Annotated in this window: 18 protein-coding genes and 5 pseudogenes; 11 read left to right on the forward strand and 12 right to left on the reverse strand. The window is 67.8% G+C overall.

All coding sequences use genetic code 11. The annotated features are described in order from the left end of the window. Positions 1-142 precede the first annotated feature (142 nt). Together OG747_RS47870 and OG747_RS47875 are read right to left on the reverse strand one after the other, a co-directional pair. Entirely contained in the window at positions 143-2,638 is a 2,496-nt protein-coding gene (locus tag OG747_RS47870; RefSeq protein WP_331744792.1) for a SpoIIE family protein phosphatase, read from the reverse strand. A 92-nt stretch (positions 2,639-2,730) separates the two neighbouring features. Then, a complete protein-coding gene (locus OG747_RS47875; RefSeq protein ID WP_353963613.1) occupies positions 2,731-3,273 on the reverse strand; it encodes an aquaporin in 543 nt (180 codons plus the stop codon). Between the two features lie 438 nt (positions 3,274-3,711). Between OG747_RS47875 and OG747_RS47880 the strand changes: the two are divergent. Beyond that, positions 3,712-4,226, forward strand: a pseudogene (locus tag OG747_RS47880) (LOG family protein); the annotation flags it as partial. 163 nt (positions 4,227-4,389) lie between these two features. Here the strand turns inward: OG747_RS47880 and OG747_RS47885 are convergent. The 3 genes and pseudogenes from OG747_RS47885 to OG747_RS47895 form a co-directional block, all read right to left on the reverse strand. Next, on the reverse strand, positions 4,390-5,829 hold the full coding sequence (locus tag OG747_RS47885; protein ID WP_331744787.1) for a PLP-dependent aminotransferase family protein: 1,440 nt from the start codon (positions 5,827-5,829) through the stop codon (positions 4,390-4,392). 346 nt (positions 5,830-6,175) lie between these two features. Beyond that, positions 6,176-6,331, reverse strand: coding sequence for a hypothetical protein (locus tag OG747_RS47890; protein WP_266639895.1), 156 nt, complete (start codon positions 6,329-6,331; stop codon positions 6,176-6,178). A gap of 118 nt (positions 6,332-6,449) precedes the next feature. Further along, a pseudogene (locus OG747_RS47895) lies at positions 6,450-6,791 on the reverse strand (IS110 family transposase); the annotation flags it as partial. Between OG747_RS47895 and OG747_RS47900 the strand changes: the two are divergent. From OG747_RS47900 to OG747_RS47925, 6 genes and pseudogenes are all read left to right on the forward strand, one after another. Continuing rightward, positions 6,730-6,927, forward strand: a complete 198-nt coding sequence (locus OG747_RS47900) for a VOC family protein (RefSeq protein WP_331745116.1) — start codon at positions 6,730-6,732, stop codon at positions 6,925-6,927. The pseudogene OG747_RS47895 and the gene OG747_RS47900 overlap by 62 nt on opposite strands. Before the next feature lie 246 nt (positions 6,928-7,173). Beyond that, the gene (locus OG747_RS47905) at positions 7,174-8,409 is read left to right on the forward strand and encodes an IS256 family transposase (RefSeq protein WP_331744379.1); all 1,236 of its coding nucleotides are present in this window, start codon (positions 7,174-7,176) and stop codon (positions 8,407-8,409) included. A gap of 234 nt (positions 8,410-8,643) precedes the next feature. After that, positions 8,644-8,856, forward strand: a pseudogene (locus tag OG747_RS47910) (DUF488 domain-containing protein); the annotation flags it as partial. 51 nt (positions 8,857-8,907) lie between these two features. Further along, positions 8,908-9,324, forward strand: coding sequence for a transposase (locus tag OG747_RS47915; RefSeq protein ID WP_405886524.1), 417 nt, complete (start codon positions 8,908-8,910; stop codon positions 9,322-9,324). 48 nt (positions 9,325-9,372) lie between these two features. After that, positions 9,373-9,975: a helix-turn-helix domain-containing protein gene (locus OG747_RS47920; protein ID WP_143604954.1), complete on the forward strand. Its 603-nt coding sequence runs from the start codon at positions 9,373-9,375 to the stop codon at positions 9,973-9,975. Then, positions 9,945-10,499, forward strand: a complete 555-nt coding sequence (locus tag OG747_RS47925) for a transposase (RefSeq protein ID WP_331745066.1) — start codon at positions 9,945-9,947, stop codon at positions 10,497-10,499. The genes OG747_RS47920 and OG747_RS47925 overlap by 31 nt, the downstream gene beginning before the upstream one ends. Positions 10,500-10,543: 44 nt before the next feature. Here the strand turns inward: OG747_RS47925 and OG747_RS47930 are convergent, their stop codons facing one another. The 5 genes and pseudogenes from OG747_RS47930 to OG747_RS47950 all read right to left on the reverse strand — a co-directional run bounded on the left by OG747_RS47930 (position 10,544) and on the right by OG747_RS47950 (position 13,437). Next, positions 10,544-11,167: a hypothetical protein gene (locus OG747_RS47930; protein ID WP_331744774.1), complete on the reverse strand. Its 624-nt coding sequence runs from the start codon at positions 11,165-11,167 to the stop codon at positions 10,544-10,546. A gap of 38 nt (positions 11,168-11,205) precedes the next feature. After that, positions 11,206-11,952 carry a transposase gene (locus tag OG747_RS47935; protein ID WP_405886197.1) on the reverse strand — a complete coding sequence of 249 codons (747 nt, stop codon included), beginning with the start codon at positions 11,950-11,952 and terminating at the stop codon, positions 11,206-11,208. 114 nt (positions 11,953-12,066) lie between these two features. Further along, positions 12,067-12,690, reverse strand: a complete 624-nt coding sequence (locus OG747_RS47940) for a transposase (RefSeq protein WP_331744770.1) — start codon at positions 12,688-12,690, stop codon at positions 12,067-12,069. Beyond that, positions 12,690-13,145: pseudogene (locus OG747_RS47945) on the reverse strand (transposase); the annotation flags it as partial. The gene OG747_RS47940 and the pseudogene OG747_RS47945, both read right to left, overlap by 1 nt. 52 nt (positions 13,146-13,197) lie before the next feature. Then, positions 13,198-13,437 (reverse strand): transposase, encoded by a 240-nt coding sequence (locus OG747_RS47950; protein WP_331744768.1) that lies wholly within the window; start codon positions 13,435-13,437, stop codon positions 13,198-13,200. Between the two features lie 304 nt (positions 13,438-13,741). On the opposite strand from OG747_RS47950, the gene OG747_RS47955 reads away from it, so the two are divergent. Beyond that, complete coding sequence (locus OG747_RS47955) at positions 13,742-14,146, forward strand: FKBP-type peptidyl-prolyl cis-trans isomerase (protein ID WP_054229571.1); 405 nt, start codon at positions 13,742-13,744, stop codon at positions 14,144-14,146. A 295-nt stretch (positions 14,147-14,441) separates the two neighbouring features. On the opposite strand, the gene OG747_RS47960 is transcribed toward OG747_RS47955, so the two are convergent. Then, positions 14,442-14,642, reverse strand: a complete 201-nt coding sequence (locus OG747_RS47960; protein ID WP_168488592.1) for a hypothetical protein — start codon at positions 14,640-14,642, stop codon at positions 14,442-14,444. A 314-nt stretch (positions 14,643-14,956) separates the two neighbouring features. Here OG747_RS47960 and OG747_RS47965 point away from each other — a divergent pair, with 314 nt between their 5' ends. Further along, positions 14,957-17,500 (forward strand): NB-ARC domain-containing protein, encoded by a 2,544-nt coding sequence (locus tag OG747_RS47965; RefSeq protein WP_405886200.1) that lies wholly within the window; start codon positions 14,957-14,959, stop codon positions 17,498-17,500. 13 nt (positions 17,501-17,513) lie between these two features. Here the strand turns inward: OG747_RS47965 and OG747_RS47970 are convergent. Next, positions 17,514-18,602 (reverse strand): annotated as a pseudogene (locus OG747_RS47970) (integrase core domain-containing protein). A 329-nt stretch (positions 18,603-18,931) separates the two neighbouring features. Between OG747_RS47970 and OG747_RS47975 the strand changes: the two are divergent. Together OG747_RS47975 and OG747_RS47980 are read left to right on the forward strand one after the other, a co-directional pair. Further along, complete coding sequence (locus tag OG747_RS47975) at positions 18,932-19,228, forward strand: hypothetical protein (RefSeq protein ID WP_144316293.1); 297 nt, start codon at positions 18,932-18,934, stop codon at positions 19,226-19,228. Next, positions 19,216-19,365, forward strand: a complete 150-nt coding sequence (locus tag OG747_RS47980) for an alpha/beta hydrolase (RefSeq protein ID WP_331744746.1) — start codon at positions 19,216-19,218, stop codon at positions 19,363-19,365. The genes OG747_RS47975 and OG747_RS47980 overlap by 13 nt, the downstream gene beginning before the upstream one ends. Positions 19,366-19,643 lie beyond the last annotated feature (278 nt).

Genomic DNA, 19,643 nt, shown 5'->3' on the forward strand with positions numbered 1-19,643 from the left:
TACTTGAGGGGGAATCCGTCTCGCAGGAGATGGGGTTCAGCGCGGCAAGAATGCATGCCCACGCAAATGGTGCGTACGAGTTGTCGGTCTTTTCAGGGCACAGTCACTGGCTCCAAGCGCTTTAGTCGGGCGGTAGGTGGTTTCACGCACTGGGTGGCAGTTGCTGATCAGCCCAGATGAGTTTGCCGTCCGGGACGTCGCGGGTTCCCCATCGGCGGGACAGTTGAGTGACGAGGAAGAGGCCACGGCCGTGTTCGTCGGTGGTGCGGGGGCGTCGCACAAGCGGGTGGCTGTGGGTGGCGTCGAAGACTTCGCAGGTCAGCATCTCGTGCCGGATGAGGCGTAGGCCGATCGTGCGGTCGCTGTTGCAGTCGCCGTTACAGTCACCGTTGCTGTGGATGATGGCGTTGGTGAGCAGTTCGCTGACGATCAGCTCTGTGGACTCGACTAGGTGTTCCAGTCCCCACTGGGTCAGCTGCCGGGCGGCGAGAGTTCGGGCACGGCTGACGACGGCGGGGTCGCTGGGGAACTGCCAAGAGGCAACCTGGTCTGCGCTCAGCGAGCGGGTCCGTGCGAGAAGCAGAGTGACATCGTCGCTCGGCGGCTTGGCCCGCAGTGTGTCCACCGTCGAAGAGCACAGATCGTCCAGTGTGAGGTCGGGCCGTGCGAGGGCCGCGCGCAAACGGTTCATGCCGGCGCTGATGTCCTGGTCGCGGGCCTCGATCAGACCGTCGGTGTAGAGGGCGAGCACGCTTCCTTCGGCGAGTTCCAAAGTTGCGGACTCGAAGGGGACCAGTCCGAGGCCGAGCGGTGCTCCGGTGGGCAGGTCGGGGAAGGTGACGTGGCCGTACGGGTCGATGATCGCGGGCGGGGGGTGGCCGGCCCGTGCCATGGTGCAGGTGCGGGTGACCGGGTCGTAGACGGCGTATAGGCACGTGGCGGCCATCGTGGTGGTGGCCGGGTGCCGCGGGTCTTCCGCCTCGGTGAGGCGGATGACCTGCTCGTCGAGGCGGGACAGTACTTCGTCGGGAGACATGTCCATGCCCGCGAGGGTCCGCATGGCGGTGCGGAGTTGGCCCATCTTCGCCGCCGCATTGATGCCGTGTCCGACCACGTCGCCGACGACCAGGGCGAGGCGGGCGCCGGAAAGGGGGATCACGTCGAACCAGTCACCCCCGATGCCGTGGTGGCTGTCGGCCGGCAGGTAGCGCCAGGCCACATCAGCGGCGGAGCCACCCGTGGGGCGGTGGGGGTGCAGCAGGCGCTGCAGGGCGAGAGCCGCGGAGCGTTCGCGCGCGTATCGGCGGGCGTTGTCCAGGGCCAGCGCTGCCCAGCTGACGAGTTCCTCGGCCAAGAGCAGGTCGTCCTCCTCGAACGGCCTGGGGTCCTTCGTCCGCACGAAGACCGCCACGCCCAGCAATGCGCCTCGGGCGTGGATCGGGACGACCATCAACGAGTGCATGGTGTGCTCGCGGATCTTCTCCGCCCGCGCCGGGTCGTGGTGGTCGAGCCATGTGCCCAGGGATGTGTCCAGCATCGGCTCGAAGTGGGATTTCCCGGAGCGCAGGACACCGGTGAAGGGCGAAGTGGGCGGGACGAAGACCGGCTCTCCGCGAGCAAACAGGGACTCCGGCGTTCCGGGGTGGATGGAGGCCAGGCCCGCGCGGCGGAAGGCGGAGATGCGCCCGTCCTGCGGGCCGAGATGGGTCAAGGGCTCCCTGCCGAGTGGGACGGACTCCGCCAGGTCGACAGTGGTGTAGTCCGCGAGGAACGGCACGGCGAGGGCGGCCAGTTCCTGCGCGGTCTGCATGACGTCCAAAGTGGTGCCGATGCGCCTGCTGGCCTCGCCGAGGATTGCCAGACGCTCTCGCGCCCGTCGGCTGTCAGTGACGTCCACGCTCACACTGCACACGCCCAGCGCGCGACCCTGCGCGTCGTCGAGGCGGAAGAAGGACGCCGTCAATATGCGGTTGCTCCGCACATTCGCTGGCAGCAAGGCCTGGTAGTCCACGTCCATCGCCGGGTCCCCGCTCTCCAGCACCTGGTGCATCACTGCCTCCAGCGCTTCGGCCCCCGTCCCGGGCGCCGCCTCCGTCAGCCTGCGTCCCAGCCGCTGAGGGAGGGGGATGCCGTCCTTGGAGCCCTGGGTGTCGTTCACCCGGATGCAGCGCAGGTGCGTGTCCCGTATGACGACACCGATCGGCAGGCGGCTCGGCAGCGGCAGCGTAGCGAGGAGAGGCTCCACTGTGGCCTCAGCCGGCCACGCGGGAAGCAAGGCCTTGTCGGTCGCGCATACCACCCACCAGTCCCGGCCGTCCTGCCCGGACAGCGATGACACGCACAGGCGGACGTCAATGCTGCGTCCGTCGCGGTGGCGCACCTGCGCGAGGTCGGACCAGCGGCCCCCGAGGGTGCTCTTTTGTGCGGCTTGCGAAGCCTTTACCCGGTCCTCAGCGGCCACCAACAGGACACCGGCGGACCGTCCCACCACCTCCACGGCCGAGTACCCCACGAGCCGCTGAGCGGCCTGCGACCATCCGACCACCGTCCCCTGCACGTCGAGGAGAGCTATCGCTGGGCACACTGTCCCGATGGCCGTCTGAGCGTCCGAGACCGCTGTCTCTGCAGAACTGCCCATTACTCTTCCCTTCTATGTCCCCCCGGCAATGCGGTCCCCCGGCTGCTCGGCTGTCTGGTGGATGGATAGGTCCAGGGCAGGGAGTGATCGACCTACCAGGTACGGCAGGCCACAGCCCATTCACACTGCCCCGACGGTGGCTGCGGCGGTGGTGTCGGCCCGTCAGACCTGCTCCGGCGGGGCGCCTGTCGGGGCCGGGGTGCGGCCAACGGGCCGTCCGGTGGCTCCCCGCTTGCTCTCAACCGCACCTCACGCGTCAGTTGGCGACGGCTGAGAAGGTGGTGCAGCCAGGCTCCGAGGGCCGCTCCCTGGATCGGCGCGACCAGATAGATCCGCAGTTCGGTGGTCTGCCTGGCGAATGCGGCAGGACCGAACTGGCGGGCGGGGTTGATCGAGCCCCCGCTGAGCGGCGCCCCAGAAAAGCGATCGCCAGCGCGACGGCTGGCCCGATGACGTACGGCACCAGGCGCACACCGCGGCCATGAGCCATGCAAAACCCGGCCGGCAGCATGATGACCGTCATGCTGCCAGCCTCGGCGACAAAGCAGGAGGGCGCGGGCAGGATCGCCGCGTAGCCGATCGACGGGAAGGAGACCGCGGGCCCCACACCAGCGGGGAAGGCGCCCATGAGCCACAGGGAGACCATCACGGTGCCGTGTCCAGGCGGATCATCGCCTGAAGCCCCGGAGCGAGCTTCGCCCAGTCCAGACGGCGCGTGTGTCGGTGAGGCGAGGCGGGCTTCCGTGGGCTTCGTTCGTGCTCATGCCTGCAACGCTACGAACCCAGCGGCACCGGAGTGTGGTCCATTTCGATGACAGATTCCCAGACCAATTCTGCGGACAAAGCAAGATCGCGATCTACGGAGCGGGGACAGTAACCCGCTCCCGAGCGTGGCGACCCCCGCATACGACGTGGCGCTCCGGCTTCACGGTGCAACTGGTCTAACAGGCGGCACCCAGGGGCTCGCCTGACCGTTCGGCGCGAAGTGGTCCGGTCTTTCGCCCGGACAATGGTCCACACGCATGGGCGGACGCGCGCATACGATCAGGTCAGTGCTGCCAGCGCCCACTCCGATGAACATCGGTGTCCTCCTCTCAGCCAGTGACCTCGACGAGCTCTACACCCAGCCGACCCGCGAGTTCGGGGAGCTCATCGGCAGGGCTGGCCACCCCCTGGTGGGGGCCAGGTTCGATACCGGGCTGATGAAGGTCGTCGCCGACGGAGTACAGGCATCGGGAGGGCGGCTCGCCGGCATCTCGGTCGATCCCCGGAATTGGGCCAGGAAGGACACCGACGAAATGACGTTCGCCAGGGATCTCGCCGAACGCAAGGCACGGTTACTCACCGTGTCCGACGCAATAGCGGTGATGCCCGGCGGCGTGGGCACGCTGTACGAAGCGACCGAGGTCCTGGAGCTGAGGAAGCACGGACTGTACGACAAGCCCGTGGTGCTGCTGGATACGACGGGCTGATACTCCAGCTCCGGCGATTGGACGAGCAGGAGTTCCTGCCGTTGCCCCTTGCAGAACTGGTCTTCATCGCCGGCACGGCCGCTGGGGCACTCGCCTACCTGGAGAAGTCCGTTGGAACGGATGACGGGACCGTGACGGTACGGCTTCCCGCCCGACAGATCGCGCCGACTCCGGCCGGGCCGCCTGGCAATTGAGGCTGACGGCCCCAGCACCTCGAAACTCCGCAGGAACGCTCCCGGCCCAAACAATGGCGCGCCCGATGCGGCCTCGGAACTCCGTCTAGGGCATCACCCTGCACAGCGCGTCCAGTGCGCCCGCCCACGCACTGTCCGAGGACGCCGCATAGTTGACCACCAGGGCGTCCCGCTCGGGAAACTGCCACCCATAGTCCGCCACTTCATAGCCGAACTGCGTCAACCCCCGGACCGCCAGCCCTTGCCGAGCGGCCGCCTGGACCACCGAACTCTCGGTGCCCCGCGGAAGCTCGAGGACCGCCTGCAGTCCTGCCGCCATGCCGGCCACACGAATGCCGGGAGCCCTCTGGCGCAGGGCAGTGACCAGCTCATCGCGGCGACGCTGGTAGCGCAGCCGCATCGAGCGCACATGACGGCCGTACGCACCCGAGGCGATGAATTCCGCGAGTGTCAGCTGCTCCAGGGCGCTCGTCATGTAGTCACCGTGACCTTTGACCGTCACGATCTCCGGGACGAGTTCCTCCGGCAGCACTATCCAGCCGAGCCGTACCCCCGGCGCCAGGGACTTGCTCGCTGAACCGAAGTACACCACCCGCTCCGGATCGAGGCCCTGCAGGGCCCCCACCGGCTGACGGTCGTACCGGAACTCCCCGTCATAGTCGTCCTCCAGGATCAGGCCACCAGTGGCGCGTGCCCACTCGACGGCCGCCGTGCGCCGCTCCGGGCAGAGCGCGACCCCCGTCGGGTACTGGTGCGCCGGGGTCAGCAGCACGGCACCCACTCCGTGCAGTCGCGCGAGGCCGTCGATGCGCGCGCCATGTTCGTCCACGTAGAGGGGCGGAGTGTGCAGACCGGCATTCCTCAGCAGGTCGCGATACAGGTCGAGGCCGTAGGCCTCGACGGCCACCGCCCGCACCTGCCGCACCCTGAGCGCCCGCGCCATTAGCGCCAGGCCGTGATGGAAACCGGAACAGATGACGATCCGCTCCGGCCCGGCGTACACCCCGCGGGCCCGCGCCAGGTAGTCCGCGAGTGCGGTGCGCAGCTCCATCCGGCCGTGGGCGTCACCGTAGCCGAAGGCGTCGTGTGGCGCGGCGGTCAGAGCCCGGCGGGCCGCAGTGAGCCACTGCGTGCGCGGAAAGTTCGCGAGGTCCGGTGCACCCGTCCACAGTCCATACCTGGGACGGTGCTCGTCCGGCCTCGCGCGAGGAGCGGCGGGCGCGGCCCTGTGCGGCTCTACCCGGATGGCCACCCGGGTCCCGGACCCCTGCCGGGCGGTGAGCCAGCCCTCGGCGACCAAGTCGGCGTAGGCGTCGACGACGGTGGTTCGGGAGACGCCAAGATCCGCGGCCAGTGACCGGGAGGACGGCAGCCGGACGCCGGGCGTCAGACGCCCCGTGCGCACGGCCTCCCTCAAGGCGTCCGTGAGCCCTGCGCGCAGCCCGGGTCCGCGCAGCTCCAGATGAAGGTCGGCGCCGAACGCAGGGGGCGGACCAGCCGCGGAATTGGTCCGGGAATCTGCCATGCAAACTGACCATACGCCCACACCACTGAGATGTGGCGTTTCTGGCATAAAAATGAACGAAACACGTGAAAGCACCGCACGTCTCCCGGAGCACACGGCGCGTATGGACTGGGCGAAGCTCACCCCTGAGCTTGACTCTGACGCGTAAATAACAGCAGGTGGGGGCTCTTTCGGGCAGGGGCGTCGGCCCGGTCGGGTCTGTCCGCCGGGCCCCTCCCCCTGTTCACCCGGCGGCCTCCATCGGGTCGAGGGTGACGCGGTATCCGAGATCGTTCAGTCGGGATACGGCTCGGCGTGCGGCTCGTTCGGGGTCCCGCCGGGTGAAGTAATCGCCGCCGAGCTCGTGCTAGGGCACGTTGTCGCTGAGCATGTGCCAGACCGCGATGATGATCGAGTGCTCGACGGCGACCAGTGCCTTGATCGGGCCACGGCGGGCGGTCAACCGTTTGTAGCGTGCCTGCAGGACGGAGCCCTTGGTCCGTGCCGCTCCGATCGCGGCCATTCCGAGGGCTCCGTTGAGATGGGGGTTGCCGGGTCGGACCCGGGTGCTGCGGACCCGGGCCCGCCGATTCATGGCGCCCCGGACACAACCCGGCCCAGGAGGCCAGGTGTTGGGCCGAGCGGAACCGGGTCATGTCACCTCCGGTCTCTGCCAGGATCACCTCGGCCACTGCCTGGTTCACCCCGGGAATCGTGTCCAGCAGGTCCAGCGCCGGGCGGAAAGGGCTCATCGCCTCCTCGATCCGGACGGTCAGCTGTTTGATGGCGCCGGACAGCTGGTCGTACTGATCGAGATAGAGACGGGTCAGGAAGGCGTGATGCTCGCGGAAGCGGCCGGTCAGCGCCTGGTTCAGCTCGGGAATCTTGCTGCGTATGCGGCGTTTGGCGAGGTCGGCCAGGATGTACGGATCACGTTGCCCGTCGATCAGCGCCTGGAGCATGGCGCGGCCGGAGACCCCCATGGTGTTCGTCCACGACCACGACGCATCAGCGGACTTCTACCAGGAGCTGCTGAACATGGAGGTCACAGTACGCACCGCCACTGCCGCCCTCCTCGTGAGCCACAATGGTTTCCAGGTGTATCTGCGCGCCGTCTGACCGCACGCGCCCCACCCGGCGGGCCATGTCGGCGCGCAGTACGTGATCTGGACGGCGGACGGCCCCGACGACTTCCAGCGCTGCGAGCGCGTGCTCAGGATGGTGTCCCGCTGGTTGGTGCAGCCGATCTTGGTCAGGGCGTGCGCCCGGGGGCGCATGCGCGCGTAGGCTCCGCTCCCTGCTCATCAGACGGGCCACCGTGCAATTCTCCCTGGTAAACGGCGTGTTCAGCCCGGGAGGTGCACGATGGCCCTGACCCAGCATGACTTACTCCGCCTGCTTGAGTCACTACGTTCAGCGGACGGCCTCGAACTGGTCCGCTCAGTGGCCGAGCGGATGCTGCAGGAGCTGATCGAGGCCGAGGCGAGTGCGAAGATCGGCGCGGAGTGGAACGAGCACGCCGATACCCGCACCGCCTACCGCAGTGGCCACCGCGAGCGGACGCTGACCAGCCAGGCCGGCGACCTGGACCTGGCCATCCCCAAGCTGCGGTCGGGCAGCTTCTTCCCGAGCCTGCTGGAGCGGCGGCGCCGGATCGACCAGGCCCTGTACGCGGTCATCATGGAGGCGTACGTGCACGGCGTGTCCACCCGGTCGGTCGACGACCTGGTCAAGGCCCTCGGCGCGGACACCGGGATCTCCAAGAGCGAGGTCTCCCGGATCTGCGGCGACCTGGACGTCCAGCTGACCGCGTTCCGCAACCGGCCTCTGGACCACGTGCGCTTCCCGTACATGTACCTGGACGCGACCTACTGCAAGGCCAGGGTCGAGCACCAGATCGTGTCCCGGGCCGTGGTGATCGCCACCGGGATCACCGAGGACGGCGGCCGCGAGGTGCTGGGGGTGATGGTCGGCGACAGCGAGACCGAGGTGTTCTGGACCCAGTTCCTGCGTTCCCTGCGCGAACGCGGCCTGAGCGGGGTCCGGCTCGTGATCGGCGACCATCATTCGGGACTGGTCAAGGCCATCCGGAAGGTCATGCTCGGGGCCGCCTACCAGCGTTGTCGTGTTCACTTCCTGCGCAATGTCTTCGGCGTGATCAGCAAGGAGTCGGCCGAGATGGTCGCCGCGACGATCCGCACGATCTTCGCCCAGCCCACCGGCGAGACGGTCCGTGCCCAACTCGACACCGTTGCCGACATGCTCGGCGGCCAGTTCCCCAAGGTCAAGGCGATGCTCCTGGAAGCGAAGGAGGACCTGACCGCGTTCGCGGTCTTCCCCGAACGCCACTGGAAGAAGATTCAGTCCACCAATCCACTGGAGCGGGTCAACCGCGAGGTCAAGCGCCGCGTCGACGTCGTCCAGGTCTTCCCCAACGACGACGCGCTCCTGCGACTGGTCACCGCCGTCCTGTTCGAACTGCACGACGAATGGATCGCCTTCCCCCGCCGCTACCTGCCCGAGGGAAGCATGGATCAGCTTTACCCCGCCGAGCTCCCCGACAGCGCCCCCGCGCTACCGAACACCACCAACACGCCCTGACCAAGATCGGCTGCACCAACCAGCGGGACGCCATCGTGCTCAGAGCCCGGTCCGGCCATGTGTACACAAGGAAGGCTGAGGGATTCACCCTTCTCGAGGGCATGGACCCCAGCGGTCCGCAGGTACTGGTGGCCTATCCGGGGCCGGACGAGGTGGCACGGCTTGAGATCATCGCCCGCTACTACGTGTGATGCCGAAAGAAGCGGAGTACCCAGCTCACCAGGAGGTTCCTCCATGGCACGCAAGAAGACCGTGCACGTCCGCAGGGTCTACGAGGCTCCGGAGCAGGCCGACGGCACCAGAGTGCTGGTCGACCGCATCTGGCCACGGGGAATGACCAAGGAGAAGGCCCATCTCGACGAGTGGTGCAAGCAGGTTGCCCCGTCCACGGAACTGCGCAAGTGGTACAGCCACGACCCGGAACGCTTCACGGAGTTCAGCCATCGCGACCCGGTCGCCGGACCGCCCGTCTACGGCCCATGGGGATTATCGTCACCCTTGCCGTTCCGCTGCCCATCCGTCCAGCTGAGGCCTGCCCGCTGCTCGCCTCGCGTTTTTCGCGGCATCGTCCAAGAGGTCAACGAGCGTCCGAAGCGGGGTGGCCGCTGGCGGGACCATCGTGAGGTGATCGACGCGATCGCCTTCAAGTTTCAGACGGGTACCCAGTGGGTTCATCTGCCGGAGAAGTATGGCAACTGGCGAGGTGTCTACAACCGGCTGCGGATGTGGGCCGTCGATGGCACCTGGGAGCGGGTGTTCTGCCCTGGTGGCCCAGGCCGACGCGAACGAGGATCTGAGCTGGGCCGTTTCAGTGGATTCCACGATCGTGCGGGCTCACCAGCACGCGGCAGGCGCCCGCAAAAGGGGGCTCCGGCCCATCCGCTTACTGCTGAATTCCGCTTTCGGTGGGTATAGCTGCTGGTAGCGGGGCAGTTGCGGGTGCTCGGGGGCGGGTGCTGAGTAGTGGTGCTGAGGGCACGGCCGGGCCGTGACGAGGACGAGCAAGCGGTGGTCCACCGCCTGGCGTCGGCCAGAAGGGCGCCGAAGGTCGTGGTGGAGCGCTGCCGCATGGTGGAGCTGAGCTGGGGCGGCTGGCTGGTCCCGCAGATAGCCGACGAGCTGCGGTGCAGTCAGAAGACGGTGCGCCGCTGGCTGCACCGCTTCAACCGCTGCGGGCTGGAGGGACTGGAGGATCTGGGCGGGCAGGGCCGCAAGCGAAGGATCACCGAGGCCGAGCGCTCGAGGATCGTCGGCCTGGTCAAGCTGACGCCGCCGGGTCGGCTGGAGGTGCAGCCGTCGAACGAGATGTGGGCCGCGGACGAGTCAGGGCCCTCGGAGTGGACTTTGGACGCGCTGGCCGCCGCGGCCCGGGACCTGGGCATCGAGGTCAGCCGCTCCCAGGTGCGCCGAATCCTGCTGGCCGAGGGGGTGCGCTGGCGGCGCACGCGCTCGTGGACCCGCTCGAAGGATCCGGACTTCGAGGGAAAAGGACGCGGATCGTCGAGCTCTACACCAGCCCGCCCGACGGCGCGACGGTGGTCTGCGCCGACGAACTCGGCCCGGTGATCCCACGCACCTTCCCGCCGGCACCGGGCTGGTCGCCGGACGGACACCGCATCAAAAACGAGATCGACTACTCCCGCGGACCGGAGAAAACCTGGGTTTACGGCGGCTTACGCGTCCGCGACGGTCAATCGATCACGATGACCGCCACGTCCCGCAACAGCGCCTTCTACCAGCAGTTCCTCCAATTGATCGAGGAAGCCAACCCCGCCGGGGACATCTACGTGATCACGGACAACCTGTCCTCGCACAACAGCGTGTCCACCCGCACCTGGCTCGAGGACCACCCACGCATCAAGCACGTCTTCATCCCAGTCGGCGCCCGCTGGCTCAACCTCCAAGAAGGCTGGTGGCGAATCTTCCGCAAGACCGCCCTGGCCGGACGCTCCTTCGGCGACCGCGACCACATCACCCACGCGACCAGCGTCGCCACCGACCAGCTCAACGCCCGCGCCCGACCCTGGATCTGGGGCAGACCCGCACCACCCACCAGGCGCTTACGCCGCCGCTATGTGTACTTCCTTTGAGGAATTCAGCATTACCGGTAGTTCGTTAAATCCGGCAATAGAGGTCAATGCCGTGTCCGGTGGTGACCGCGTCGATCAGGGCCTGGAGCTCGGAGGGTGGGTCCGTGTCCGTCCAGGCTCGCCACCATCGGGTGAGGGTGACGGCGGGGGTGAGCCAGGAACGGATGGCCCGTAAGGCCCTGGGCCAGCAAGGCTGTTGGGGCTGGTGGGGTATGGCTGGGCCCCCTCTCTGGCCCCTGGTTGGGGCACGGGTCCGGTGCGGTGGCATCCAGGGGTCCGGGTGGGGCGAACCACTGGTTCCAGCAGAAGGAGAAGGCGCAGTTGACCAGGGTCTGGTGGCGGCGGATGGCGCGGTCGGAACGGACTTGGAAGTCGGCCCAGCCGAGTTCGTCCTTGACCTGCTTGTAGCTCTGCTCGATCCACGGCCGCAGTCCGTAGAGGCGGACGATCTCGGTCAGGTCGGCCGGCGGGTGCGGGCTGGTGGCAGCGTGGGCTGCGTCGGGGTCGGGCAGGTTGGTGGCCAGGTACCAGGTGGCCTTCTCCGGCAGACTCCTCGGGTCGGTGGTGGCCACGACCAGCCGGCAGGGTGAGTCGGGTCCGTAGCCGCCCAGGCGGGAATCAGCGGCCCACCAGGTCTCGGTGTGTCCGTCGCGGAAGTGACGCTCCACGGGCGTCCAGTCGCCCGGACGCTTGGCATCCTTCCAGGTCAGGGCGTGGGCAGCTTCGATGGGGGTGTGTGGCTGGTCTGCCGGAGCCAGGTGCCGCGGTGCGGCTTGAGGGCCACCACGTAGGCCAGGCCGGCGTCGCGCAGTGCGAGGTACCAGTCGTCGCTGACGGAGTAGGCGCAGTCGGCGACCACCGCCCGGCAGCCGAAGCCCGCCTCCTTCCCGCGGGCCGCGAGGGCTGCGGACAGCTGCGGTTTCGTACGGAAGGCCGGATCGGACCGGCCGCGGGCGAAGTGGTGGGCGGGGGTGTAGGGAGTCGCGTGCAGCGGGTAGTACACGCGGCCGTCGGTCCACACCGTGGTCACCGTGACGATGCCGTTGTCCGTCTTGCCCAGCCGGCCCAGCCACTGCCGGCCCACGTGCGCGGTCGCCGTGCCGTCCTTGCGGTCCCCGGAGTCGTCAATCACGATGACCCCGCCATCGTGCGGAGCCGTTGCCGGCTCCTCACGCAGCAGCTCAAGCCGCCGGTCGTTGACCAGCTCGGCCTCCCAGGGTGACTCGGACAGGAAGAACTGCAGCCGCTGCACCCCCGGCATCCCCGCACCCGCCACCGGCTCCGCCCCTGCCAGGCAGGTGATCGTCTTGTTCCGCTCCCGCGGCGCCAGCAGCCCGGTCAGATACTCGCGAAACCCCCGCCGCTGGGCCAGGCTGAAGAAGAGGTCGTCGAACCGGGCCGCGTACTCCTCCAACGGCCCCGGCGCAGGCGGACACGGACGGCGAGCGGTCATCTTCAGCCCCCAGCAGAGCAGTTGACTCCTACCACCGGCCTACGACCAACCCGACCTACCGTCAACCCACACCACCACCGGATTCAACGAACTACCGCTACTGACTTCGGCGCATTAGGGTGACGCTGGGTCGTCGAAGGTCAGGCCGGTGCCTGCTATGAAGCCGTCAAGAGTGTCGGGCCGGTACTGGAGGCGTTTGAGCCGGTTGCGTACGAGAACTTCGAGCCGGTCGAGGGCGACGACGGCGAGGTTGGCCAGGCTGCGCTTGACATGTGCCCATACCCACTCGACGGGGTTCAGGTCCGGCGAGTACGCGGGCAGCAGGAATACCGTCAGCCATTCACGCTCGGCGATCAACTCACGTATGGCGTGGGAGACGTGGGTGTTCAGCCGGTCCCAGACCAGCACGATCGGGGCCTTGACGAGGTGGTGGACACCGTCGATCAGCGCGATGAAGTCCCGTTCGCCCATGCTGCGGCGTTTGCCTTTGCCCGCGGGATGGGTGCGCAGGCGGTGACACAGCCGGGTGCGGGAGCCGGGCCGCATCGCGATGAGTCCGGCCACCGACAGGCGGCCCGAGCGTCGCCCGCTCACCGTCACCTGCGGGGTGCGGCCGCGCCGGCCCCAGGTGCGTCCTTTGGGCGGTCGTCGCGTGAAGCCCGCCTCGTCCTCGAAGCAGACGTAGCCCCCGCACGCCGCCCGGGCTCTTTTACCTCGGCCCAGGTCGCCTCCTTCCACACGGTCACGGCCTGCTCATCGCGCTCGGCCACCCGCCGCGCGGGTACCTGAGGACTGAAGCCGAGCCGGTGCATCAGCCTCGTGGCACCCGAGACGCTGTACGAGACGTGGAACTTCCTGCCGATCAGCGTGGCCACCCGGGCAGCCGTCCACACCTGGTCCTCCACCCAGCCATGCGCGGCAGACCCCTCATCGAGGTAGGCAGCCAGCTTTTCCAGACAGCGCGGGGACAGGCGGCATCGCGATCCACTCGAGCCACGAGAGACCAGAGCCTGCACGCCACCGTCCCGCCACATCTGCTGCCACTGGTAGGCCGACTTCGGGCTCACCCTCAGGCGCCGTGCGACTCCCGGCGGCTTGATGTTCTGCCCGAACAGCTCCGCCGCCTGCATCCGTACCGTCTCCCGGCGCTGACGCCCCACAGGGGTCAGGCCGCCCCCATCCGCATACCTCATACACCACGGAATACAGACAACACTCCAGGCCCATCAGGGACTTCGAAGAAGATCACCCTAACGAGCCGAAGTCAGTAGACACCTGCTTGCGCAAGGCCGCGATCTCCGCGTCCTTCGCCGACTCCGCAACTGCCTCGGGCCACGCGGCCTCGTCCGCCACCTTGATCCACTGCCGCAGCGTCTCGTGATTCACACCCAGCTCGGCGGCCACGCGCGAGACAGGCCGGCCCGACGAACGAGCCAACGCCACCGCGTCGGCCCGAAACTCCGCCGAGTACTTGTAGGTCCCCACCCGGGACTCCTCTCCCTGGACTCAAGATCCAGTGTCGAGGTGTCCACAATCAAGGTGGAGGGCCCTGTCTCGCAATGTGCCGACAGTCATCTGCACCTCGTCTCGTTCTGGCGATTACTGCGTGACCTGTACGTGGCGGTCGCGTTCATCGGCTGTGCGAAAGATCATCACGTGTGGCCGCTGGATCTGGTGTGCTCCGGGGGCCGGCATTCTCGGTAGCGTGACCATCTGCTGCATGGAGTGGAGTGTCCATGTGTCCGGCTGGTCCGTGCGACGGCTTCCGACGGAGAGTGATGAGGTTGCAATGAGTGAACTGACGAAGCCCGAGGTCGACGTTCCGGAGGGTGACGCTCCTACCGAGCTGACCATCCGGGACCTGGTCGTCGGGGACGGGGCTGAGGTGAAGCCGGGCATGGTGGTAAGGGTCCACTATGTCGGGGTGACCTTCGAGTCCGGGAAGGAGTTCGATGCCTCCTGGGACCGGGGCCAGCCGTTCAAGTTCGCCCTGGGCAGCGGCAAGGTCATCAAGGGCTGGGACCGGGGGGTGAGGGGGATGAAGGTCGGCGGTCGGCGCGAGATCATCGTTCCCCCGCGTCTCGGCTACGGCAATCAGTCGCACTCGCCGTTGATCCCGGCGGGCTCGACCCTGGTCTTCGTGGTGGACCTGCTGGACTCGTATTCCAGCACAACCGGGTGGAGCAACGCCTAATGACCCTGGCCGCTCCTCCCCTACGACGTGCTGCGTCGTCCCTCGGGGTTGGCGCCGCCGCGCTCCTCGCTGCCGCTCCTGCTTCCGCTTCCGCCTCCGCCTCCGCCTCCGCAGCGTGAACCGCCCCGGGTTCGGTGGATTCGAACTGGGGTGGTTCGCCTGGCGCACCGTCAGTGACGAGGTCGAATGCGCTCACCGTGCCGGCCCCCTCCGGAGTTCAAACGTGGGGACGCGCTCCTGGGAGGTCCGTACCATACGGCGGGACGCAGCAGACTGGGATATCTGTCCGCGAGCTTCACAGGCTGTGCCCCGTGGCCACCATGAGCACCATGGCCTCGATGCAGCAACGTGCGGCGAAAGCGTCCTGCTGGTCCTCCAAGAGCACGGTCGGCATGACGAACAACAGGCACCAGGAGTTGAGCTCCTGTTGGATCCACCAGTCGAGCCCCATCAAGGCGGCGACCACCATGGCTGATTCTCGTGTGCGGACTCTCATCGGGTTCCTCGCCTTTCTCCTGGGGTGGTCCAGAGCCTTTCGGCGTCAGGAACGGCGATGGCCGCCAACGTGGGCGTTCTTCAACGGTGTGCCGTGTGCGCATTGCTGAATCGCCGTACCGCGATCACACACGTTCAACGCTTCCACCGGCCAGCCGCTCGGCGGAACCCGGACGAACCCGGACGGGCACGGAGGGGCTGAAGGAGGGCTGCCCCTACACTGATGGGCACGTTCGCACACGACACCGTGGAAGCCGAGGGGCGCAGGTGGCGAGTCCAAAGCCGGTAGATGCCTTCCCCTTGCCCCAGGACGACATGGACGTGGCGGACTTCGTCCGCGGCCTGCGCTCGATCAAGTTCTGGGCCGGCGACCCATCGCTCGAAGTGCTGTACCGCAGGACAGGCGTGGCCACTAGCACACTGTCCGACGCATTGAATCCGCAGCGGCGGCGCCTTCCTTCACTGGAACTGGTCCGGTCCCTGGTGCGTGCCTGCGGCGCCAACGCTGTACAGGCAGCGCAGTGGGAGCGGGCGTGGCGTTCTGCAAGAGCCCGTGACAGCCACCTTGCTGCAGCCGGACCGCTGGCAACAAGCCGCTTGCTTCCGCTCGCCGAGGACTGGACGCCCCGTCAACTCCCCCCAGATATCAGTGGGTTCACCGGTCGCACCGACGCCCTCGTGGCACTCTCCGGGATACGCCGGGACGCGCCCGCCACCGTGATCACCGGCACGGCCGGCGTCGGCAAGACTGCGCTCGCCGTGCATTGGGCGCACCAGTTAGTCGGCCACTATCCGGACGGCCAGCTGTATCTCGACCTACGCGGACACGCCACCGATCCCGCGCTCACCGCCTCCGAGGCATTGTCGGTGCTGCTGCAGTCCCTGGGGGTGCCGGGTGAGCGGATCCCCCTGGACCTGAACCTGCAGATGGGCCTGTATCGGTCGGTGCTGGCCAACCGGCGGGTGCTCGTAGTTCTGGACAACGTGCTGGACGTGGCGCACGTTCGCCCACTGTTGCCCAGCGGCCACGACTGCCACGCCCTGGTGACGAGCCGTGACACCCTGACAGGTCTGGTTGTCCGCGAGGGCGCGGCTCGGATCTCGCTGGACATCCTCCCGGCTGCGGAGTCCCTCGAGCTGCTGGCGGTCCAGCTGGGCCGGGACCGCGTGGACGCGGAGCTGGGGGGCGCCGAAGAGCTGGCCGAGCTTTGTGCCCATCTGCCGCTGGCTCTCCGTATCGCCGCCGCCAACCTGGCGGCCCGCCCCGCGCAGAGTTTGGCAGGCACGGTTGCCGAACTGGGTGGTACGGATCTGCTGGCACGGCTGCAGGTGGTCGGTGACCCGGAGAGCGCGGTCGCGGCGGCCTTCGATCTCTCCTACCGTTCTCTTTCGGTGGAGGCACAACGCCTGTTCCGCCTCCTGGGAGTGATCCCGGGCCCGGAAGCGAGCCGCGAGGCGGCAGCCGTCCTGCTCGGCCGCGAGTTGTCGGCGCCGGTGTTGGAGCTCGACGAGCTGTTGGCGGCGCACTTGCTGTCCGAGCCGATTCTGGGACGCTACCGCAGCCACGACCTGCTGGCGCTGTACGCAAAGCAACTGGCGGACACCGAGCCGCAGGAAACGCGCGAGCCCGCACTGCATCGGCTGCTGTCCTGGTACCTGCTCAGTTTGGATGCCGCCAACAGGATCATCATGCCGAACGGCTGGGTCCTGTTCCCCGACGAGTTCCCGCTGACCGGTTCTCCGCAGACATTCTCCGGCCCGCACGACGCCCAGGCGTGGCTCGCCGCCGAACACGCGAATCTCATCACAGCGGCCATCCACGTCTCGGAGTATGGGCCCGCCCCCTTCGCCTGGCACCTGGCCCACGCGCTGCGCGCAAACTTCGATGCCCACCGCTCGGCCGGGGGCGCGCTCGCCGCCAGCCAAGCTGGACTACGTGCAGCCGAGGCACGCGACCATCCGCTCGGGCGGGGAATGTGCCACATGTGTTTCGGCTTCATCGCAATGGACATAGGAGACCTGGACGCGGCACTGGAAGAGTTCAACTCCGCGAAGATCCAGTTCGATCGGATTGGCTTCGCCCGGGGACTCGCGGCCGCCTGGAACGACTCTGCTGAGGTTTGCACCAGATCCGGCCGCATCGTAGAAGCCCTCCATCACGCCTCCACAGCCCTGACTTTCCACACGGATTACGCTCCGAGTCGCGCCGTGCATCATGCCAATCTCGCCGAGATCTTCCGGATACAGGGCAACTACACGGCCTCCCAGCGGCACGCCCAGGAAGCCCTGGCCCTCGCCGCCGGGAACGGCAACCCGCAGACAGCCGCGGTCGCCAAGCGCGTAGCAGGCATGACGCATCTGGCCATGGGCCAATTGGTCCCGGCGGAAGAACTGCTGTCCGAAGGCAGGGCCGCCGCCGAGGTGGTCGGCAGCCAGAACAACCTCTACGACGCTCTCTCCGCCCTGGCTCTCCTCTGCGTTCGCGCCGGGCGTGTGGCCGAGGCACTGAACTGGATCGAGCCGCTGCAGGATCTGCTGGACCTGGGTACACCCGGCTTCGCACCGGAGGATCTCGCAGAAACGGCGATCGTCGAGACGTACCTCGCCGCAAACCGAATCCAGCACGCAATCGAATTCGGTGCTACCGGGCTGGCCCGCCGCGTGGCCGCGGGCCACGGTCTAACGGTCACGCGTCTGCGCGTGGTCCTGGGACGCGCGCACGCTGCCGCAGGCGACTTCGTGGCCGCCCGGTCACTCTGGGAGGCCGCGCTCCCTCACACCATCGAAGAATCCTTACCCGAACGCGCTGACATCGAGGGCCTGCTGGCAGATCTACAGAACTGTGCAGGTGCCGAATAGTCATCCGACTTGGTCAGGCCGCATGTTGGTACTCGTGCAGGGTTCCGCTGAGTCGGTCTCGTCGGTGGATATCCAGGTGCCGGACCTGTGCCGGCACATGAAACGGTTCGGGTAGCGGGTTGAACGGAGCGGCCTGTTTGAGCGTTCGGTGTGGGCGATGCCCGTTGTAGAGGTCCTCGAACTCGCGGAGCGCGTGGAGGAGGTGGCTCTGGTTCCAGATCAGGGTTCTGTCCAGGAGCTCGCGCCGGCAGGTTTGTATCCAGCGCTCGATGAGGGAGTTCATCCGCGGTATCCGGATGCCGGTGGTGACGACCTTCAGTGCGGCGTCGGACATCAGGGCGTCGAAGGCGGCGGTGAACTTGGAGTCACGGTCGCGGATCAGGAACCCGGCCCCGCTGCCGGCGTCCTGGAGGTCCATGAGGAGAATCCGCCCGAGCTGCGCGATCCAGTCCTCGGTCGGGTGCGCGCCGGCGCCCAAGATCCGCACCCTGCGGGTGGCGTGCCCGATGACGGCGCAGACGTAAGCGTGCCCCGGTCAGTGCGGACTTCGAAGAGGTCGCAGGCGAGCAGGGCCTCGGCCTGGCCGCGAAAGAAGTCGGCCCAGGTGGCGCTCTGCCGTTCGGGCGCGGGCGGGATGCCGTGCTCGCGGAGGATCTCCCCGACGGTGGAGGCGGCGGTCTTGATGCCGAACGCTGCAAGCTCGCCGTGGACCCTGCGGTAGCCCCAGGAGGAATTCTCTCGCCCAAGGCATAGGACCAGGACGCGGACCGAGCGGACGGTGGGCGGGCGTCCGCGTCGTTTCGGCACACAGGTCGCAGCGTGGCGACGGTTGAGCAGGTCGCGGTGCCACCGCAGGATGGTGTCCGGGGCGTACCAGCAGCAGGAGGCGCCGCAGTCTCGCTGCCGGGAAGCGGTGGAACAGGCCGGCAAGGACCGCGCGGTCGGTGCCGGCGAACACAGGCCGGCCGACCTGGCACTGCAGAACGAGCAGCAGGTGCCGCAGCGCAAGGATCTCAATGCCTTTATCGCGACCGCTCATCGGCAGCAGGCGCAGGAGCGTCAGAGCACTGGCCGCGGCGAGGAAGGCCAGGCACAGCAGCACGACAGACCGTGATGCCGCCCGTGGGCCCGTGCAGATGAAAACCCCGGGCGAGAGTCGCAGGCAGCCACACATCCAGCGATCAAGGCCTCGGCCAACACGGATGCCTTACCAGCACCCGCAATGCCGGGTCGCCTGGTCCACCGCGCTGATGCGGCCTGACGTCGTCCGGGGGTTGTGGGCTTCGGTGTCCCGCCGCCGCAGCGTGGGCCGGTTCCTCCGCTGCAGGCGATGCGCGAGCGCTTCGGCGGTCAGTTCTCTGGAATTACTTTAAGGCACCCGGCGTCGCGGACGCCGAGCTCGCGAAGGACCCGCACCGCACCTTCCGCCGCGTGATGTACGGGCTCTCCGGCGACAATCCGCACAGCGACCCGCCGGTCGAGCCGTTCGTCCCACCGGGCAACGGATTCCTGGACCTCTTTGAGGACCCTGAGGAACTTCCCTCCTGGCTCGCCGAAGCCGACATCGACACGCTCGCGACCGAGTTCACCGAAGCTGGGTTCACCAGCGCTCTCAACTGGTACCGCAACTGGCAGCTGACCGCCCCGTGGGAGGGCGCGCAGTACCGGATGCCCGGCCGCTACGTCACCGTGACCTGGTCTACGGGTTCCCGGGGATGGACCAACTGATCCCCGCCCTGCCCACGCTTCACCCGGGCATCGGACCGGCACACATCCTGCCCGGCTGCGGCCACTGCATCGCCGAGGGGCACTCCGACCAGGTCAATGCGACGCTGCTGGAATTCCTGGGTTCGCTGAACAGTTGACCCCGGCTGACAAGTTGACGGGCACCGGATAGATAGCACGCTTCCGGAATACCGCCTCTCCACCAGTTCGCCAGTCACCCCGACCGCGAGGCGATCGTCGATCGCATGTGCGAGCCCGGAGCGCTCACCGCCGGCAGGGCCTGCCCCATGGGCAGGTGCGCCGCCGCAACGACTGCCGCGCCCTGGATGGTCGCGGCTCCGTGTCAGCTGCATCACCGCCCGAGGTCGGTTACGTTGATAAAGCACCTGGTCAGAGGGGGGTAACAAGCCGTAACCCA

Origin of the sequence: Streptomyces sp. NBC_01384, assembly GCF_045040035.1 — a bacterium.
Taxonomy (GTDB): domain Bacteria; phylum Actinomycetota; class Actinomycetes; order Streptomycetales; family Streptomycetaceae; genus Streptomyces.

Coding starts and splice junctions, on each gene's coding strand:
- OG747_RS47955 (WP_054229571.1), top strand. CDS start 13,742: ATGAGTGAACTGACGAAGCCCGAGGTCGACGTTCCGGAGGGTGACGCT.
- OG747_RS47960 (WP_168488592.1), bottom strand. CDS start 14,642: ATGAGAGTCCGCACACGAGAATCAGCCATGGTGGTCGCCGCCTTGATG.
- OG747_RS47905 (WP_331744379.1), top strand. CDS start 7,174: ATGGCCCTGACCCAGCATGACTTACTCCGCCTGCTTGAGTCACTACGT.
- OG747_RS47980 (WP_331744746.1), top strand. CDS start 19,216: ATGGACCAACTGATCCCCGCCCTGCCCACGCTTCACCCGGGCATCGGA.
- OG747_RS47935 (WP_405886197.1), bottom strand. CDS start 11,952: ATGACCGCTCGCCGTCCGTGTCCGCCTGCGCCGGGGCCGTTGGAGGAG.
- OG747_RS47890 (WP_266639895.1), bottom strand. CDS start 6,331: ATGGCCGCGATCGGAGCGGCACGGACCAAGGGCTCCGTCCTGCAGGCA.
- OG747_RS47965 (WP_405886200.1), top strand. CDS start 14,957: ATGGACGTGGCGGACTTCGTCCGCGGCCTGCGCTCGATCAAGTTCTGG.
- OG747_RS47870 (WP_331744792.1), bottom strand. CDS start 2,638: ATGGGCAGTTCTGCAGAGACAGCGGTCTCGGACGCTCAGACGGCCATC.
- OG747_RS47900 (WP_331745116.1), top strand. CDS start 6,730: ATGTACGGATCACGTTGCCCGTCGATCAGCGCCTGGAGCATGGCGCGG.
- OG747_RS47885 (WP_331744787.1), bottom strand. CDS start 5,829: ATGGCAGATTCCCGGACCAATTCCGCGGCTGGTCCGCCCCCTGCGTTC.